This window comes from Lysinibacillus sp. NPDC056232, assembly GCF_042267565.1.
GTDB lineage: Bacteria > Bacillota > Bacilli > Bacillales_A > Planococcaceae > Lysinibacillus.
This window is the reverse complement of record NZ_JBHJTF010000003.1, coordinates 15,731-34,000: the sequence shown is the minus strand read 5'-3', so window position 1 is coordinate 34,000 and position 18,270 is coordinate 15,731. Positions and strand designations below refer to the sequence as shown.

Below are 18,270 nucleotides of genomic sequence, written 5' to 3'. Positions count from 1 at the left end.
CTGCCTTCATTCCAATCAAGTTATAGAATGGCAAATGATACTCCTCTTATTCGTTCGGCTTTTCCCCTAAATATTCGGCCACTTTTTGCACAATATATCTCCAATTTAATTCCGTTTTTGCAAAAGCTTGGAGGTGTTCGCATGTATTAGCCAATAAAGCTTCCTGTTTCGTTACTTGCTGTAATGTCCGTCCAACACTTTGCCAATCATGTGTCGGATGAATTGTCCCGAAGCGCTGATTATGGGTAATATCTGCAGCCCCATCGACATCAGTCGTAACGATATAACAACCATTCTTTGCGGCCTCAGCAAATACATGAGCATAGCACTCTACTAAAGAGGTTAGGCAAAAAATTTTAGCCTTTCTATACTCCTCCTCCAATCGTACCTTATCATAAATCGGTCCTAAAATAACGACCTGTACTGCGAACGGATTTCCATCAAGTACGTTCAACAGCTCCTGTCTAAACGCCTCTGACATTGGACCTACTAACCGAAACTCCCAATCTGAAAGCTGTGCAGCTAAAAATGCTTTTACTGCTAAAAGAATTTGTTTTTCAGGAGCATCTAAACGGCCAACTGTTAGTATTCTATTTTCTTTCTCGTTAAATGAAACTGGCTCTGTGTGAAACTGCTCATAAAAACCGTTAGGAATACGTCTAATATCTAAATTCGAAAATTCATGAATAGAGTTTTGAACGGATTCACATTCAGATGAAAGTACATCACAAAGCTGGAGTAACTCCAAAAAATAAGGATAAGTTTTCAATCGATTTAACCAAAACCGATTAACATCTAGCTTCATATAAATTTTCCCGTTCGGATTATATTTTTTATAGGTTTTTAAGATCGACAAATACGATGGATACGGCCCTATCGCAAATGCAATATCGATGTCCTTCGCATGCTCTATTAAATAACTATTCATATTAGCAACATAGTCATCCTCAAACGGAATATGTTGAAAAGTGACAGAAGGAAAGGTTTGTTTCAATAATGCTTCATTCATTTCCGTCGTTAAAATACTAACATCGTAGCCTAAATATTCACCTAACAAAACAGGAACAAGGCACAAATCTTTGAAAATATGTGAGTCGGAGAGCTTATACGATTCCACACTACATATGAAGGCTATCTTTTTTGACATAACATCCCCCTTTTTAAAGTCTGTACTTTCATTAAATTATGTTTTCTCGTTGAATAACGTGAAAAGAATAGTATAAATACCATGAATACACTAGTAAAATTACTTTATTTATAAAGTGTACTCTCTTTTAAATAACTAACGATTGTAAGCAATTGCCTACAGAACAACTCTTGCAACGCATATTGTAATAAAGAATCCATTATGTCAATCAAAGCTAACAGCATTAGTCTTTATAAAATTCCTACTTACGCCTATTTCTAATAACTATAAAAGAATCGAGGTTTTACATGAAAATTAGCTTTTTATCACCTGCCTACAATAGTGAAGAATGGATATTGACAATGTTAGATAGTATCCCGAAAGAATACGCCTATGAAATTATCGTTTGCGATGATGGCTCAACCGACAATACTGTAGCCCTATTAAAGGACTATCAAAAAAACTGCCCCGCTTTAAAAATAATTAATCATCCAACTAATTTGGGTGCTAGTGTAGCCTATAATCGATGTATCGCAGAAGCTACTGGTGATTATGTAGCAATCATTGATAGTGATGATCACTACTTACCCGCTATTCGAAACGTCTTAGCCCAAGTAGATGGTCAGTTTGATATTTACTACTACAACATGCTAACAAAGGCTGGCTATGCATTTTTAAAAGATGAATCGAACCTATACACATTACCGGGACAATTTAAAATTATTCGAAGAAGTTTTATAGGTGATGCAACCTTTACTATAAGAAAAGATATTGCTGGGGATTGGGATTTTAATTGTGCCTTAATGGATAAAAACCCGACAAGTAAATATACAAATGAATTGGCATACTGGTATAACTTCCCAAGGGAAAATTCTGAATATGATTTACATCGTAGAGGATTAAAATAACGCCATTATTTCCATGCATGCAGGAGGTGTAATTGACAATACATGTTTAAAGATAAAGTTCTTCTCATTACAGGCGGCACTGGCTCTTTTGGTAATGCAGTATTAAAGAAATTTTTGAATACCGACATTAAGGAAATACGCATCTTTTCAAGAGATGAAAAAAAGCAGGATGATATGCGTAAACTCTATCAACATCCAAAAATTAAATTTTTTATAGGCGATGTACGCGACATCCAAAGCATTCATAATGCGATGTATGATGTCGATTTTGTTTTTCATGCTGCCGCTCTTAAGCAAGTCCCTTCTTGTGAATTTTTCCCACTGGAAGCAGTTAAGACGAACATCCTTGGCACTGATCATGTTTTAACGGCTGCTATTCAAGCAGGTGTGAAAAAAGTTATTTGCCTTTCCACTGATAAGGCTGCTTACCCAGTAAATGCAATGGGAATTTCAAAGGCCATGATGGAAAAAACGTTTATTGCTAAATCAAGAATGGTTCATCCCGATAAAACATTGATTTGCGGGACACGATACGGAAATGTCATGGCTTCAAGGGGCTCTGTTATTCCTTTATTTATCGAACAAATTAAAGCTGGTAAGCCTTTAACGATTACAGATCCAAAAATGACACGCTTTATGATGAGTCTTGACGAGGCAGTTGAACTAGTTTTATACGCCTTCTCACACGCTGATAACGGGGACATTATGGTACAAAAATCCCCAGCTGCTTATATTGAAGATTTAGCCCAGGCATTACTAGAAATTTTTCAAGCTCAAAATAAAATACAAATTATCGGAACACGGCATGGTGAAAAGATTTACGAAGTGTTATTAACAAAAGAAGAAGCTGCAAAGGCCATTGATATGGGGAATTTTTATAGAATCCCTGCAGATAATCGAGATTTAAATTACGGAAAATATCTTGATGAGGGCTCTCCTAAAATTACGTTAACGGATGAATACAATTCTACTAACACGAAAATACTGTCTGTCGCTGAAATAAAAGAAAAATTATTAAAACTTCCTCTCATTCAAGAGGAATTACAAAATTGGATGGGAGGAAAATCTTGAAATTTTTAATACTTGGAGCTACTGGAATGGCTGGCCACACAATTTCACTCTACTTGTACGCCCAAGGACATAATGTAACAACCTATTCACGAACAGCCTTTTCATGTGGAAATAATATTACCGGAGATATTACAGAGACAAATTTTTTAAGGTCACTATTACTAGATTGCGACTATGATATCGTGGTCAATTGTATCGGTGTTTTAAATGACGCCTGTGAAACAGACCGCGAGAAAAGCATATATCTCAATAGTTATTTGCCTCATGCCATTGAATCTTTATTAAAAAACAGTAACACTAAGCTTATTCATTTAAGTACAGATTGTGTATTCTCAGGAAAAGCAGCTCCCTATCATGAAAAAAGCCTTCGCGACGGGAAAACCTTTTACGATCGTACGAAGGGACTAGGAGAAATTGAAAGCACTCAACACCTAACATTTCGTAACTCTATCATCGGTCCTGATCTGAAGAAGGATGGCATTGGTCTCTTTAATTGGTTTATGAAGCAACATGATACTATTCAGGGCTATACTGGTGCAATATGGACCGGAGTTACTACCCTAACGTTAGCAAAAGCAATTGAACGTGCAGCAATTGAAGGTACAACTGGCCTCTACCACCTCGTCAACAATAGCAGTATTTCAAAATTTGAGCTACTGCAATTATTCAATACGCATTTCAAGGAAAATAAAGGTACGATCCAGCCATATCCCCTCGTAAACATTGATAAAACACTAGTCAACACACGAAAAGATTTTTCATTTATTGTTCCTAGCTATGAAGACATGATCCTTGAGATGAAAAACTGGATATGGCAGCATAAAGATTTGTATCCACATTATTGTGAACTACCCCCACTTAGTATCTCTAAGTAACTTATTTGAAGTGGGGGCTTCTTCTCGGTTAGAATAATGTTAAAAAGCCCACTACACCAATTACACCCATAAATGTTTGCTCCGTGGATATGAGGAATCCAACGGTTTTTATTACGCTTGCACCTGCTTCTCTTTTACTGGAGCCCCTCATATCTCTTTCGGAATAATGTTGTCGCAATGTAGGAACGATATCCTTTATCATTAATGAATGTTTTTCATAAGTTATTAAATTTTTTTAAATGCTCTATTGTATTCGGAATATTTAAGTCCTTTAGATATGGTACTTTTTTACGCTGTTGCGTAACCTCATCTAAATTGATAGTTGCTACAATTACACCTTCCTCATCTTGTAATGAAGCTAAAATTTCACCATCAGGGCTAATAATCCTACTATGACCTCCAAAATGTGTTTCTTCTTTTTCAGTGCCAATGCGGTTTGCTGCAATAACGAAGCAACCATTTTCTATTGCTCTGGCCCTCGAGGCAATATCCCAAACATGTAATCGAGCTTTACCAAATGCGGAAGGATATATTAAAATATTTGCCCCACTTAGTGTTAATATTCTAGCCCCTTCTGGAAAACCAATTTCATAACAAATTTGAAGTCCGATGGTTGCTTCTCCTATTTTTGAAACAACATATTCTTGTCCTTTTCTGAAGCGAATATTTTCTTGATCCCATAAGTAATTCTTTCGATATTTAGCTTCTAAGCCTTTGCTAGAAACTATAAAGGCCGTGTCATAGTGAACACCGTCAAGCTTACTTTTTTCAATAATTGCTGCAACAATTATTACATTGTGTTTTTTTGAAATAGCTGTAAGCTGTTCCGTTAAATCCCCTGGAATTTCCTCTCCTACAGTCTCATCTTTTTCTTCTACTCTATATCCCGTATTAAAAAACTCTGGCAACACAATAAGTTGTGCACCTTTAGACACCGCTTTTTCGATTAGTTTTTCTGACTTTACAAGATTTTCATTAATCTCAACTAAATTGCAGTCCATTTGAATAGCTGCAACTTTTATCTCTCTATTCAATAAATTCATAATATCACCTACCTAAACGTTTTTGTATTGTCTGCTGCGTGTTCATATACTTTACAAGCTTCTAATACATCATCAATATAATTATTAAATTACATATCATTTATATAAAGTTTTAAAATCCCGAAAATATATTTTATGCAAACAAACATAAAAAAAAGATGATTTATGCATTTCTGCAAAATCATCTAATTTCCATACTTAATTTCGTTAATTTTCTACTAATAGTAGATTGGTTTACCTTTAAAGCTTTAGCAATATCTGTTGTAGAATGATATTGTTGTAGCGCCAAAAATAATAACTTTTTCTCAGCCAGCTCTATACATTCTTTTAATGGCATTATTTGTTGCACTAAAACAGCATCTTCAACCGTCTCTGTTGGTAACGCAATAACATCTTCTAAAACAAATTGTGCATTACTCATTACAACAATTCTCTCTATAATATTGCGTAGCTCCCTTACATTCCCTGGCCAATGATATTTCTCAAGCATCTGAAGCTGTTCACTAGTCAATTTTTTTCTTCTATTAAATTCTCGATTAAATTGCGATAAAAAGTGCTGCGATAGGACTTGTATATCCTCTTTTCTTTCTCTCAATGATGGAATTTTAATAGGGAGTACATTTAATCTATAATATAAATCCTCTCTAAGCAGTCCTTTTTCTACCATTTCTAACAGATTTTTATTTGATGATACGATTATTCTAACATTAATCTTTGTAGGGCCTGCACTACCTAAGCAATGTATTTCCCCTTCTTGAATAACCCGTAAAAGCTTTGCCTGTAGTGACATTGATATATCAGAAATCTCATCTAAAAATAATGTACCTTCATCAGCTAATTCAAATAGCCCCTTTTTTCCTTCTATATTTGCACCTGGAAATGCTTCCTTTTCATAACCAAATAATTCGTACTCTAACAAATTATCAGGTATAGCAGAACAATTTATTTTTACAATCGGTTTATCATTACGATTACTTATTTTATGAATATAGTTCACTAATACCTCTTTACCAACGCCGGATTCTCCTTGAACAAGTAGTGTAGAATTCACATTAGCAAATTTCTTCGCTAATACTACAACATCTTTCATTTTTTCACTATTATAGACAAGCTCTTGCTCATCTTGAATAGAATGTTGCAATTGTGCAATTTCTAATTGATAGGCTTCTATTTGATCTTTCATACTTTCAATTTCTTGTTGTAATCTTTCTGTTTCCGTTATATCTCTAGACGCATTCACAACTCGAATAATTTCACCATTGTCATCTTTAATAGGTGTTCCTACTACTAATAAACGTTTATTATTTTTTGTCGTTTGAATAGTCGATACTTTCTCACCTGCTTCAAGTACAAGACGTGTTATAGATGGCTTAAACACACCTTGTTTCTCAAGTTCAATAACATTTTTACCGATGAGATCTTCTCGTCTTTCTCCCCAAAATTCCTTGCATGCTGAACTTACCCTTAATGTATTTCCTTTATTATCTGAAACATACATAACATCGTAGGCGCTTTCAAATAACGCTTCTAAATCTTCTGACTTCTCTTTATATTTTTCATAATCCTTTTGAATGCTAATTTGCCAGTCAAAATAAACGATTGCTTTATAACTTTTTTCTTCTTTTATAGATGGGGAAACATAAAATTGATAGTATTGATTATCAATCATAATTTGAGATTGGATTGATTGCTGTTGAATAGAAGCATTTGTTAATAACTTATCAATTTGTCTTGTTAATAAGAATTTTGTATTTTTATTAAACGCTTTCTGAGCTAAAAGATTTGTATGTATAATTTTGTGATCCTCATCGTAAACCACCGCGGCAATAGGTAACATATTCAAAAAACACTCTAGTTGCTTTAATTCTAATGTTTCTAGCATAATGATCACTCCCTAATACAAGTATTATAAATAAAAAAATAGAAAATATGCACAATTAAAATTATTATATGCAAAAATGCATAAATTAAAATTTTTTAATACTTTTAATAAAAATTTATGTATATTATGAATAAATACATAATGGATTTTTAACATTAAAAATATTCTATAAAGGGGTAGTTTCGATGAGTAAAAAAGAAATTTTAGTTGCTTACGGAGTAGATGTTGATGCAGTAGCAGGCTGGCTAGGTTCTTATGGTGGGGAAGATTCTCCTGATGATATTTCACGCGGCCTATTTGCAGGTGAAATTGGTTCACTTCGTCTATTAAATTTATTTGATAAATATAATATTAAAACAACTTGGTTCATTCCTGGTCATTCTATTGAAACTTTTCCAGAGCAAATGAAAGAGGTTGTTCTTCGTGGTCATGAGGTTGGTGCGCATGGTTATTCACATGAAAACCCAATTGCTATGACTGAAAAACAAGAAGAAGACGTGTTACTTAAATCCATTGAATTATTAACTGAATTAGCAGATGGGAAACGTCCAACTGGTTATGTGGCCCCATGGTGGGAATTCTCTAATGTAACTAATGAACTGTTATTAAAGCATGGTTTGAAATATGATCATAGTTTAATGCACAATGACTTTTCGCCGTACCGTGTACGTGTTGGCGATAATTGGACAAAAATTGATTACGCTAGATCAGCCGAAGAATGGATGAAACCTTTAGTACGCGGGGAAGAAACAGATTTAATTGAGATTCCTGCAAACTGGTACTTAGATGATTTACCTCCGATGATGTTCATTAAAAAATCGCCTAACAGCCACGGTTTCGTTAATCCTAGAGATATCGAGCAAATGTGGAAAGATCAGTTTGACTGGGTATATGAAAATATGGACTATGCTGTCTTTGCTATGACAATCCATCCTGACGTAAGTGGACGCCCGCAAGTTTTAAAAATGCATGAACGTATGATTGAATATATTAATAAACATGAAAATATCCGTTGGGTTACGTTTGATGAAATTGCAGACGATTACGCAAAACGTTTCCCTCGTTAATAACATCCTAAAAGGCGTGTTTAGAATTTCTTTCTAAATCACGCTTTTTGTAGTTAATTAATTAAAAACAAATGGTGGTGAATGTAATGTGTATTTTTTGTGGTGATTTCATTTCATCGATACACTGGACCGATAGAACAAAGAACTCAGATAAAACTAAAGTAATTGTTGGAGAATTACAAAGAGATCGCCAAAGAGAGCGACTCGTACGAGCTAATCTATGTAATCAAATTTTACAACACTATCAATTAAAACTACGAGATTGGAATAATACTAAATTCATTTTAGAAGACGCAAAGGGCAATTCTCGAATTATACACGATTTAAATACACTATGGTATGAAGTCCATTCTTTAATCGGCAAATCTATCAATCCATTAGACGATTATTTCATCAAAAAATTTAACTTTTAAGGAGTGGACGTATCGTGGGAAAAGGCTCTAAAATTCCAATTTCAATCATTACAGGGTGCTTAGGGAGTGGAAAAACAACCTTAATACAAGAGGTATTAAATCATAAAAATTTCAATGAGGATGTAGCTATTATTGTTAATGAGTTTGGAGAAGTTGGCTTAGATCACCATCTTCTTAAATTAGTAGAAGAAAAAACGAAACTTTTAAATGGCGGATGTATTTGTTGTAATTCTCGTGAAGATTTAGAACAAGAGTTGATTGAAATTTTAAATGCTTATGAAAGAGACACTCTTTTTATCGACCGACTTTTGATTGAGACAACTGGTTTAGCTGACCCTTCACCAATGTTATTTACACTCGTTAATAACCCTATTCTTCAAAATAGATTCAATATCGACTGTGTCATTATGACGATAGATGCTATTAACGGTGAACTTCAATTTAAAAATAACCCTGAAATTTATAAACAATTAGCAGTCGCCGATAAAGTAGTCATTACAAAACACGAAATGAACCCTAAAGTGGATGTGCTAATAAAAAAAATCCAAACACTAAATCCTGCGAGCACAATCTCATTATTTTCAGACATAGATGAGACATTATTTATTGGTGAAAATTTTTCTAATTATGCTATAGAGGAAATCAAATTGAGCACTCCACAAAATCATTACAGTGCTGAAATACAATCTATTTCGTTTTCCTTCACAAAACCATTAAATTGGACTGCTTTTGGCATATGGTTAAGTATGCTTTTATATGCTGAAGGGGAATCTATTTTACGTGTGAAAGGCATACTTGACGTCGGAGAAACTGGTCCAATAATTTTAAATGGGGTACAACATATTATTCATCCACCACAGCACCTAAATGAATGGCCAGATCAAATAAAGTACTCTCACATCGTCTTTATAGTTAGAGGAATAGACATAAAACAATTAGAATCTTCCCTACTCGCGTTTCAAAATTTTTTAGGTACAGAAGTTGCTATTTAACCACTGAACAAATTATATAACATTGAATCCTCCCAACATCTCATGTGTTGCCACATACACTCAACACATGTGGCGAGTGTAGCTTGGCTGGAGTTGGATTGTAATACAATTATAAACATCACCAATTTTGACCCTGATTTCGAGAGAATAAACTCTTTCGATTTCCGGGTCTTTTTCTAACAATCCCTTGGCTTTAGGACAACAAATAATGTTTTTTGCACGAACGCGTGGTGCTAACACAGCGTTAGCAACGTGTTTTGTCTGTGCGAAAGCGAAGCGACAGCAACAACAGCACGATGTTATGTTCTTAGCCTGAGTTCCTCTATTTCAGCGAGTGTTTAGACACCCGCTGAAAAGGAGCTTAAATCCGCATTCATCTTCAGCTCTTGACATAGAAGTAAATCCCTAGGTAGTTGAATAGAAGTATTACTCATTACTTTTAATTAGATTCGTTTTAGTGAAAATACATGCAATGATTATGATCATTCCAACTAACGATTTAAGAAGATGAAAAACAATTAAAAAACCTGTTCCTTCTAAATCATGAATCACCTTCGTTTCGTGTAACAAAGGTAAAGTAAGCAGATACGTCAGAACCGATAACATCAAAACGATTCCCGTCATTATTCTATTTTTCTTATTTTTTGTAGTTAGGCTTAAAGAATACGTAACAATTGCAAGTGCTACTATGATAAAAATGATTAATGTCATTTTGGAAAGCCTCCCTTTACTTTAATAAGTTCAAGACCAATGTTTGTTCCAATTATAAATAAATTTACCGTTTTAAACCAAAACCATTACTTCTTACAGTCCAGCTGCTTAAACTCTTGTCCCGTTGCTTTTACCTTCACGACTTTGGACTTCTATCTAGCCCTTTTCATGATGAAAGACGCTTTCCTTTATTTTGGAAAACGCCTTTGAATGAAAAATATACTTTTATTAGTTTGTTCTATTATTAAGCCTACTATATTACGACCGTTTAAAATAAACCGATTTCAATTCTTCTGTTAAATGCTTTAGATCTCCATCAGCGATGAAATACACTTCATCGCAAAAACATCTCCTATGATTCGAAACAAAAGCTAAAGAATCTTAGATTAAAAATGTGCCTTTTTAAGTAAAAAGGCACATTCAACAACATTTTAAATGCAATAGTTATCATACTATCGTGTTACTTAATTTGATACACTATTGCTACTCTGCACAACATTTTTATTGCTAAAAAGATAGCCAATAATAGCACCTAACAGACCTGTAATTAGCCAACCTGCACCTGATGTGAATAATGGAATAAAGGCAAATGTAGAGTTAATTTGCTCTACCATAATATTAGCATCCTTTAATGCATCTAATATTGCTATAAGTGCAGTACCGATCATCGTGCCCACATATACACTTTGTGCACCTCCAAACCATTTTTCTGTAAAAATAAGGATGATTAAAGTAATGGCAATTGGATATAAAAGCATTAATACTGGTGAAGCCATCGATAAGATCTTTGTTAAACCAAAGTTTGTAAATACCACACCTAGTAATGAGAAAACAATTAACCACTTTTTATATGTAATATTTGGCATAATGCGGCCAAAATATTCAGCAGTTGCAGCTAAACAAGCGACGTTTGTTGTAATTCCTGTTAAGAAAATCACGATTCCAATTAAATAAATTCCGATTTGGCCAAATAAAGTTTTCGCTGCTAAGGCAATAAGCTCTCCCCCATTTGATACATAACCAACCGAATCCACACTCGATACACCAATCCAAGCCATAGATACCTGTAAAGCAACTAAACCAACAACCGTAATAATCCCTGCTTGAAAAAATACTTTGGAAACGTCTTTTTGTGACTTCAAATTCAACGATTCAATTGATTTAATAAAAATTCCACCAAAAACGAAGGCTGCAAGTACATCCATTGTGTAATAGCCTTGTGTAAAGCCCTTTAAAAAAGCAGCCATCGTTGTTTCATAGCCAGCAGACTCTACAGGCGCTTGTGCAGAACCCATTGGTGTAATAATTGATTTTGTAACAATAATAACTAAAAGCACTGTAAAAATAGGTGTCGCAATTTTCCCTAAACGTTCAACAAGCTTAGATGTTTCCCAAGATAAATAGATTGTCATTGCGATAAAGGCAACTGAAAAAATGAGTAAAAATAATGTATGGTTCGCATCACTTGGGAACAATTGTTTTAATGCAATTTCATATACAACCGATGTTGTACGTGGAATCACATAGAACGGTCCTAATGCAAGGAATAATAAAATAGAAAAAACGACTGCAAACTTTGGCGAAACGCGATTCGCTAAACTTTCTACTGTACCGCCACCTTTATTTAATGCAACGATTGCTAAAAGAACTAAGCCTACCCCTGTAATTAAGAAGCCCGCCATTGCAATTGGTGTATGGTTTCCTGCCTGCTGTCCTACAATCGGTGCAAAGATAACATTTCCTGCACCTAAAAACATGGCAAACAACATGAATCCAATGACTAGAATTTGAACAAAGGATATCTTATTACCCATATAACCGCCCCTTTTCCTGTTAAATTATTTAAACAACAAAGCCTTCTGGATAAATATCTTTATTTTGAAGTATGAATTTATGCTCCCCAGTAATCCAAGCTGCACCGCGAATAGCTGGAATGATTGCCTCATAATCTCCCACATTCGTTTTGCCTAAAATTCTGCCTGTAAACTGTGAACCAATAATACTTTCTTGAATAATGGCCTCTCCTTCTTCCAATGAAAGCGTTGCCATTTTTGCGCATGTGCCTGTTCCACAAGGAGAGCGGTCAATTTGTTCATTCCCAAAGACAACTACATTTTTATAGTGGCTATTTGTAATTTTTTCTGAAATCTCTACTAAGTCCACGGACTTGATCGCGTCAATTGACGGATGTTGAATATCAATGTTCGCATTGATATAATCTCTTATATTTTTGGCGTATTTTAATATTTCTTGTTTATTTTGCAAATCAACGACTATCTTTAACTCACTTGCATTTACTATAGCGAAAAAACTTCCTCCGAAAGCAATATCAAGCTGAACTGTACCTAGCTCATTCAATTCAATTTTTAAATCCTTATGTAGCACAAAGGCTGGTACATTTTTAAATTCAACTGCTTCAACTTCATCTCCGTTATAATAAATAGAGCATTCCACAATACCTGATGGTGTATCCACTAATACTTTATCTTTCTTTTCAATAAGTCCTGTATTAATACACATAGTGACTGTACCAATGGTTCCATGTCCACACATGTTCAAATAAGCGCCACTATCCATGAAAATAACGCCAATATCACACTGTTGATTAATAGGCTCAACTAGAATAGATCCAAACATATCTTTGTGCCCACGAGGTTCATTCATTAGTAACATTCGTAAATGGTCATAATTTTCCTTTACGAAGTTTTTCTTTTCCATCATTGTTTCGCCAAAAATTTTTGGAAATCCATCCACTACAATACGTGTTGCTTCCCCTACAGTATGTGTATCAATTGTTTTGATTTCATACTTATAACGACTCATATAATTCCCTCCCCAAAAATCTAAAATACTATTAAAATAATAATAAAATATGCAAAATAGTGAATTTAACAAAAATTCTATTTTTAAAACTATTCCCTCCTTTTAGAATTTTCTAATAAATCTATACATCACAACATAAAGCATAATCACTCGTTTGAAAAGTTTTTTTTCGTCAAAAAATATTTTTACTTATTTTTAAGTCTGTAGAAATGCAATAAACACAATAATCCATGACCCGAAAACGCTTTGTAAAATAATTTTTTGAAATTTTACAGTTTTCTTTTTTTAGTGTTATAATCGCCAAGAAATTTAAATTCATTATTTTAGGGGGATTTTATATGGCATTACGTGACTTTTTTATTTACTTATCAGAGAACCAAATGCTTAATGGTGCAGCTCAAAGATATGGTTTACGAATGGGCGCACAAAGCGTTGTAGCAGGCACAACAATTCCAGAGGTCGTTCAAACGATTAAAGAATTAAACAAAGCAAACATTTCTTGTACAGTAGATAATCTTGGAGAATTCGTCTTTGAGAAATCCGCGGCAACAGCAGCGAAACAAAATATTTTAGCCGTGATACAAGCTATTCATGATGAACAATTGGATGCACATATTTCACTTAAGCCTTCACAGCTAGGTCAAGATATTGATATCGACTTTTGCTATGAAAATTTAAGAGAAATCTTGGCACTTGCACATAAATACGATATTTTTGTAAATTTCGATATGGAAAACTACGCACGCCTCCACAGCTCATTTGACTTACTAGAAAAGCTACACCAAGAGTACGATAATGTGGGTACGGTTATTCAAGCTTACTTCTTTGAGTCAGAGGAAAATATTGAGAAATTCAAAAACTTCCGCCTCCGTATCGTAAAAGGGGCCTACAAAGAAGATGATAGAGTGGCTTATCAATCAAAAGGTGATATTGACCGCAATTATTTAAAACTAATCGAGCAACATTTGCTAAACGGTAAGTTCACATCGATTGCAACACATGACCACAATGTAATTAATCATGTGAAGCAATTTGTCAAAAGTCATAATATTCCGAATGATAAATTTGAATTCCAAATGTTGTATGGCTTCCGCAAAGATATGCAATATGAATTAGCGAAAGAAGGCTATAACTTCTGTACATATTTACCATTCGGTAGTGATTGGTATGGTTATTTCATGCGTCGTCTAGCAGAGCGCCCTCAAAATCTAACACTTGTCACAAAACAAGTGTTTACTAAAAAAACAAATACAGCCATTGGTCTAGGTGTTACAGCCTTTGCTCTTGGTCGTCTATCTAAAAAGGGCAAATAATTCAACACACAAACTCAATAAAAAAGCGAAAACATCATGAATCAATGTTTTCGCTCTTTTTATTGAGTTTATAGTTTTTCACACGATACTGTAAACTTTGTCGCCGTATGCCTAATGTAGCCGCAGTTTTCGAGATATTCCCTTGGTGAAAATCTAATGCTTTGGAAATATAATACTCTTCCACCTCTTTCATGTAGACATCAAGTGGTCGAATATCATTTGGATCTTTAATAATAAATAAATCCGCATTCTCTTCCATTCCATCATCATAAATCTGCTGGATTTTCCATCTAAAATAAGCTGGTAGTATATGTAAATCTATGACGGTTTCATTAGTCAAAAGGGAGGAAATTTCATCAAGTAACACTTCTAACTCCTTTAAATTTCCAGGCCAATCATATTTCAAAAAGATCTCTTTGACTTCTTCCGATAACCCCTGAATGGATGAGCCAAAGCTATCACGATGGCGCTGGAAGTAATCATCAATAAACGGCATGATATCTTCTTTTCTTTCTCGTAATGGGGGTACATAAATCGTAATCCCTGAAAACAATCGATATAACTCCTTAGATAACTTTTGTTCTTGAATTAAATCAATCGGGTCTTTGCCCACACTAGCAATCAACATATGCTGATGATTCGAATGATTGTTAAACAATTCTACAATTTTTTGTTGCGCCGCTAAGGATAAATACTCAATCCGCTCTGCGAAGAACGTAATATTTTCTTTTCCAGCAATGTTTTTTTCAAATTGCTTTAAAATGGTGTTTTCATCTCTGCGGCAAATCAATGTAATAAACAGATCGTTTTGCACCCTTAAGTCATGATGAATTCCCTCGGCAATCATATCAATTCCTGTACCCGATTCCCCTATTAACACAGCGGGCATCCGACTCAACGCCACAATTTTTGCTTTTTCAATAACATCTCGCATCACTTCTGATACTGCAGTAATAATATCAAAGGTCAGCGGAGCACCATATCTTCTTAATGGCTGGTACATCATATATTCAAGCTGTGTAATATCTCGTGCAAATTCCACAGCACCTATTAAAGCTCCCTCATAGTGCAATGGATAAATATTACTAATGTAGGTGACTTCTTGATTTTTTTTATTCCAATACGTTTTTTTCACATTGGGAATTGGCGATTCAGAGCTTAAAACTTTATAAATATCACTTTTCTCCGCTTCAAAATCAATAATTTCGTGTGCTCGTCTCTTCTCGAACTCATCTTCATTTACACCTTCTAATTCTCGCATTTTTTTATTATAGATTAGCAATTTGCCCTCTGTATCCACAACACAAATGCCCATGTCCCCTTTTTCAATAACGTATTTATAAATAGTTAATAAAATATGATCTTCCATCTTGTCCTCCTGTATACTCCTATCCCTCTCTATATTTTAGCATTATGTATGAAGGGCAGACATGAAAATTAAAAAATTCCGAAAATTATTGTTGATTAATGCCAAACTATATTGCATTATAGAATTAATAATATTCCAAATAGTGCATAATCATTTGGCACTTTTGTTCACAGGAGGAAATTAATATGATTACATACAAACACGAACCATTCACAGATTTTACTCAAGAGGCAAATTACAACGCATATTTAGAAGCGTTAAATAAAGTAGAGAGTTATTTAGGTCAAGACTACCCACTTATTATCGGTGGCGAACGTATTACGACAGAAGATAAAATCGTTTCATATAATCCTGCAAAGAAAACAGAAGTAATTGGTCGCGTATCAAAAGCAAACAAAGAACTAGCTGAAAAAGCGATGCAAGCTGCAGACGAAACATTTAAAACTTGGAAAAAAGTAGATCCAGCTATTCGTGCAGACGTACTATTCAAAGCAGCGGCAATTATTCGTCGTCGTAAACACGAATTCTCTGCACTTTTAACAAAAGAAGCGGGTAAACCATGGGCTGAAGCTGATGCAGATACTGCAGAAGCAATTGATTTCTTAGAATACTATGGTCGTCAAATGCTACGTGTTAAAGAAGGTCAACCTGTAGAAAGCCGTCCTGGTGAATACAACCGTTATGACTATATTCCATTAGGTATTGGTATTGTCATTTCACCATGGAACTTCCCATTCGCAATTATGGCCGGGACAACGGTTGCAGCTTTAGTAACAGGTAACACTGTATTGTTAAAACCAGCTTCAACAACACCTGTAGTTGCTTATAAATTTATTGAAGTATTAGAGCAAGCTGGTCTTCCAGCGGGTGCTGTGAACTTTGTACCAGGTTCTGGTTCAGAAGTAGGTGACTACTTAGTTGATCATCCAAAAACACGCTTCATCAGCTTCACTGGATCTCGTGATGTAGGCTTACGTATTAACCAACGTGCATCTGTATTAAATGATGGTCAAATTTGGATTAAACGTGTTATCGCTGAAATGGGCGGTAAAGATACAATCGTTGTTGATAAAGAAGCAGATTTAGAGCTTGCAGCACAATCTATCGTAAAATCAGCATTCGGCTTCTCAGGTCAAAAATGTTCAGCATGTTCTCGTGCTATTATCGTTGAAGATGTCTATGACACAGTTGTTAATCGTGTAATGGAGCTTACTAACACGTTAACAGTCGGTGATCCAACAGACTTCAAAAACTTCATGGCAACAGTTATTGACCAAGCAGCATTTAATAAAGTGACAGATTACATTGAAATTGGTAAAGGAGAAGGTCGCCTAGTTGCAGGTGGTACAGCTGATGATTCAGTTGGTTACTTCATCCAACCAACAGTATTTGCAGACGTAGATCCTTCTGCGCGTATTATGAAAGAAGAAATCTTTGGGCCAGTTGTAGCTATCACAAAGGCTAAAGATTTCGATCAAGCAATTGATATTGCAAACGATACAGAATACGGTTTAACAGGTGCGGTGATCACAAACAACCGCTTAAACTTAGAAAAAGCACGTGAAGAATTCCACGTTGGAAACCTTTACTTCAACCGTGGCTGTACAGGTGCAATTGTTGGCTACCAACCATTCGGAGGCTTCAACATGTCGGGAACAGACTCAAAAGCAGGCGGTCCAGACTACTTGCAATTACACATGCAAGCAAAAACAACTTCTGAGTTTCTCTAAAACATAGAAATTTATAACTGGAATAAAATCATGTTTATTTTTTGAAAAAGCCATTGAGAGAGATTAACATAAAGCCCGAAGCGATAAAGCTTCGGGTTTTATAATAATAGTAGAAACAGACAAAAAGACATTTGTAACTGCCGTTTCACTTTCGTTACATAAAACACTTGTAACTGCCGTTTCACTTTCGTTACATAAAACACTTGTAACTGCCGTTTCATTAAACGGCTGAAAGAAGTTAAAGGAAGTCGTTCATCAAGTATTGAGTTGCTGGGGTGAGTAGCAATATAATCCCGACTTTTTGGTCATAAAAAAAATCCTCCATTCAATTGAATTGGAAGATAATTTCGATGCTTTTAGCGTAATAAAAAGGGATTCTACGTCAGTGACCGAATCCCCAATTTTCGAAAACTTTTTTCAATGGTTTGCATTTGTAGTTAAAACGGTAAAATTTTGTAGATATTCAGAACTAATACTATATGAAACAACCTTCTCCTCGCACTTCTTGACTACATCAACATGATTGTCGTAACTAAAAACAAAGAAATTAACATCTTTTTTGCCTCTTTTTACGTTCATGACAAATGGAGTAACATTAGTCTCTGGCTGTAAAAATAATTTTTCATTACCTGGAAATATATAGTGTTTTTTCAAAAAGGAAGCTTTATTAAAATAGTCTGTAAATCTATTTTTTTCTTCCTCTTCTAAATTCTTTCCATTAAATGTTACCGTAACATCTTTTGAATCAAGTTTTTTATGAAGTTCAAATTTACTTACTCCCCATGCCACAGCTATACTGGGAGGGCTCATTAACAATTTAATAATAGATCCAATCACTAGCGTAATAATCAAACCCGATGTCATATCATATCAACTCTTTCAATAATTTAATCATTTTAATAGCAATTACTATATAATAAAAAAATAATTAGTAATTAGGCTATATC

At 34.6% G+C, this 18,270-nt stretch carries 16 protein-coding genes; 8 read left to right on the top strand and 8 right to left on the bottom strand.

The window, feature by feature from the left end:
• Positions 1-46 precede the first annotated feature (46 nt).
• Complete coding sequence (locus ACFCYJ_RS03415) at positions 47-1,147, bottom strand: glycosyltransferase family 4 protein (protein ID WP_376070703.1); 1,101 nt, start codon at positions 1,145-1,147, stop codon at positions 47-49.
• Between the two features lie 287 nt (positions 1,148-1,434).
• Here ACFCYJ_RS03415 and ACFCYJ_RS03410 point away from each other — a divergent pair, with 287 nt between their 5' ends.
• The 3 genes from ACFCYJ_RS03410 to ACFCYJ_RS03400 are packed head-to-tail and all read left to right on the top strand — an operon-like array spanning position 1,435 to position 3,980.
• Positions 1,435-2,034, top strand: coding sequence for a glycosyltransferase family 2 protein (locus ACFCYJ_RS03410; RefSeq protein WP_376070700.1), 600 nt, complete (start codon positions 1,435-1,437; stop codon positions 2,032-2,034).
• A 42-nt stretch (positions 2,035-2,076) separates the two neighbouring features.
• On the top strand, positions 2,077-3,105 hold the full coding sequence (locus ACFCYJ_RS03405) for a polysaccharide biosynthesis protein (RefSeq protein WP_376070697.1): 1,029 nt from the start codon (positions 2,077-2,079) through the stop codon (positions 3,103-3,105).
• Entirely contained in the window at positions 3,102-3,980 is an 879-nt protein-coding gene (locus ACFCYJ_RS03400; protein ID WP_376070695.1) for an SDR family oxidoreductase, read from the top strand. Before ACFCYJ_RS03405 ends, ACFCYJ_RS03400 begins: the two co-directional genes overlap by 4 nt.
• 215 nt (positions 3,981-4,195) lie before the next feature.
• Here ACFCYJ_RS03400 and ACFCYJ_RS03395 read toward each other — a convergent pair whose 3' ends face one another.
• The gene (locus ACFCYJ_RS03395; protein WP_376070693.1) at positions 4,196-5,023 is read right to left on the bottom strand and encodes a carbon-nitrogen hydrolase family protein; all 828 of its coding nucleotides are present in this window, start codon (positions 5,021-5,023) and stop codon (positions 4,196-4,198) included.
• A 181-nt stretch (positions 5,024-5,204) separates the two neighbouring features.
• Positions 5,205-6,905 carry a sigma-54 interaction domain-containing protein gene (locus ACFCYJ_RS03390; protein ID WP_376070691.1) on the bottom strand — a complete coding sequence of 567 codons (1,701 nt, stop codon included), beginning with the start codon at positions 6,903-6,905 and terminating at the stop codon, positions 5,205-5,207.
• A gap of 185 nt (positions 6,906-7,090) precedes the next feature.
• Between ACFCYJ_RS03390 and ACFCYJ_RS03385 the strand changes: the two genes are divergently transcribed.
• The 3 genes from ACFCYJ_RS03385 to ACFCYJ_RS03375 all read left to right on the top strand — a co-directional run bounded on the left by ACFCYJ_RS03385 (position 7,091) and on the right by ACFCYJ_RS03375 (position 9,377).
• Positions 7,091-7,972 (top strand): polysaccharide deacetylase family protein, encoded by an 882-nt coding sequence (locus ACFCYJ_RS03385; protein ID WP_376070688.1) that lies wholly within the window; start codon positions 7,091-7,093, stop codon positions 7,970-7,972.
• Positions 7,973-8,058: 86 nt separating this feature from the next.
• Entirely contained in the window at positions 8,059-8,385 is a 327-nt protein-coding gene (locus ACFCYJ_RS03380; RefSeq protein ID WP_376070685.1) for a hypothetical protein, read from the top strand.
• A gap of 14 nt (positions 8,386-8,399) precedes the next feature.
• Complete coding sequence (locus ACFCYJ_RS03375; RefSeq protein ID WP_376070683.1) at positions 8,400-9,377, top strand: CobW family GTP-binding protein; 978 nt, start codon at positions 8,400-8,402, stop codon at positions 9,375-9,377.
• Positions 9,378-9,803: 426 nt separating this feature from the next.
• Here ACFCYJ_RS03375 and ACFCYJ_RS03370 read toward each other — a convergent pair whose 3' ends face one another.
• From ACFCYJ_RS03370 to ACFCYJ_RS03360, 3 genes are all read right to left on the bottom strand, one after another.
• Positions 9,804-10,088 (bottom strand): hypothetical protein, encoded by a 285-nt coding sequence (locus ACFCYJ_RS03370; RefSeq protein WP_376070680.1) that lies wholly within the window; start codon positions 10,086-10,088, stop codon positions 9,804-9,806.
• Positions 10,089-10,552: 464 nt separating this feature from the next.
• Positions 10,553-11,902: a branched-chain amino acid transport system II carrier protein gene (gene brnQ / locus ACFCYJ_RS03365; protein WP_376070678.1), complete on the bottom strand. Its 1,350-nt coding sequence runs from the start codon at positions 11,900-11,902 to the stop codon at positions 10,553-10,555.
• 28 nt (positions 11,903-11,930) lie between these two features.
• On the bottom strand, positions 11,931-12,911 hold the full coding sequence (locus ACFCYJ_RS03360; protein WP_376070677.1) for a proline racemase family protein: 981 nt from the start codon (positions 12,909-12,911) through the stop codon (positions 11,931-11,933).
• Positions 12,912-13,249: 338 nt separating this feature from the next.
• On the opposite strand from ACFCYJ_RS03360, the gene ACFCYJ_RS03355 reads away from it, so the two are divergent.
• Positions 13,250-14,224, top strand: a complete 975-nt coding sequence (locus tag ACFCYJ_RS03355) for a proline dehydrogenase family protein (RefSeq protein ID WP_376070674.1) — start codon at positions 13,250-13,252, stop codon at positions 14,222-14,224.
• Positions 14,225-14,258: 34 nt separating this feature from the next.
• Here the strand turns inward: ACFCYJ_RS03355 and ACFCYJ_RS03350 are convergent, their stop codons facing one another.
• A complete protein-coding gene (locus ACFCYJ_RS03350; protein WP_376070672.1) occupies positions 14,259-15,593 on the bottom strand; it encodes an AAA-type ATPase lid domain-containing protein in 1,335 nt (444 codons plus the stop codon).
• A gap of 185 nt (positions 15,594-15,778) precedes the next feature.
• Between ACFCYJ_RS03350 and pruA the strand changes: the two genes are divergently transcribed.
• Positions 15,779-17,323 (top strand): L-glutamate gamma-semialdehyde dehydrogenase, encoded by a 1,545-nt coding sequence (gene pruA, locus ACFCYJ_RS03345; protein WP_376070670.1) that lies wholly within the window; start codon positions 15,779-15,781, stop codon positions 17,321-17,323.
• A 417-nt stretch (positions 17,324-17,740) separates the two neighbouring features.
• Here pruA and ACFCYJ_RS03340 read toward each other — a convergent pair whose 3' ends face one another.
• The gene (locus ACFCYJ_RS03340) at positions 17,741-18,187 is read right to left on the bottom strand and encodes a YfmQ family protein (RefSeq protein WP_376070667.1); all 447 of its coding nucleotides are present in this window, start codon (positions 18,185-18,187) and stop codon (positions 17,741-17,743) included.
• Between the last annotated feature and the right edge of the window lie 83 nt (positions 18,188-18,270).

Excerpts from the sequence above, each read along its gene's own strand:
- ACFCYJ_RS03355 (WP_376070674.1), top strand. The coding sequence starts at position 13,250 with ATGGCATTACGTGACTTTTTTATTTACTTATCAGAGAACCAAATGCTT.
- ACFCYJ_RS03410 (WP_376070700.1), top strand. The coding sequence starts at position 1,435 with ATGAAAATTAGCTTTTTATCACCTGCCTACAATAGTGAAGAATGGATA.
- ACFCYJ_RS03395 (WP_376070693.1), bottom strand. The coding sequence starts at position 5,023 with ATGAATTTATTGAATAGAGAGATAAAAGTTGCAGCTATTCAAATGGAC.
- ACFCYJ_RS03370 (WP_376070680.1), bottom strand. The coding sequence starts at position 10,088 with ATGACATTAATCATTTTTATCATAGTAGCACTTGCAATTGTTACGTAT.
- pruA (WP_376070670.1), top strand. The coding sequence starts at position 15,779 with ATGATTACATACAAACACGAACCATTCACAGATTTTACTCAAGAGGCA.
- ACFCYJ_RS03415 (WP_376070703.1), bottom strand. The coding sequence starts at position 1,147 with ATGTCAAAAAAGATAGCCTTCATATGTAGTGTGGAATCGTATAAGCTC.
- ACFCYJ_RS03360 (WP_376070677.1), bottom strand. The coding sequence starts at position 12,911 with ATGAGTCGTTATAAGTATGAAATCAAAACAATTGATACACATACTGTA.
- ACFCYJ_RS03390 (WP_376070691.1), bottom strand. The coding sequence starts at position 6,905 with ATGCTAGAAACATTAGAATTAAAGCAACTAGAGTGTTTTTTGAATATG.
- brnQ (WP_376070678.1), bottom strand. The coding sequence starts at position 11,902 with ATGGGTAATAAGATATCCTTTGTTCAAATTCTAGTCATTGGATTCATG.
- ACFCYJ_RS03380 (WP_376070685.1), top strand. The coding sequence starts at position 8,059 with ATGTGTATTTTTTGTGGTGATTTCATTTCATCGATACACTGGACCGAT.
- ACFCYJ_RS03340 (WP_376070667.1), bottom strand. The coding sequence starts at position 18,187 with ATGACATCGGGTTTGATTATTACGCTAGTGATTGGATCTATTATTAAA.
- ACFCYJ_RS03405 (WP_376070697.1), top strand. The coding sequence starts at position 2,077 with ATGTTTAAAGATAAAGTTCTTCTCATTACAGGCGGCACTGGCTCTTTT.
- ACFCYJ_RS03385 (WP_376070688.1), top strand. The coding sequence starts at position 7,091 with ATGAGTAAAAAAGAAATTTTAGTTGCTTACGGAGTAGATGTTGATGCA.
- ACFCYJ_RS03350 (WP_376070672.1), bottom strand. The coding sequence starts at position 15,593 with ATGGAAGATCATATTTTATTAACTATTTATAAATACGTTATTGAAAAA.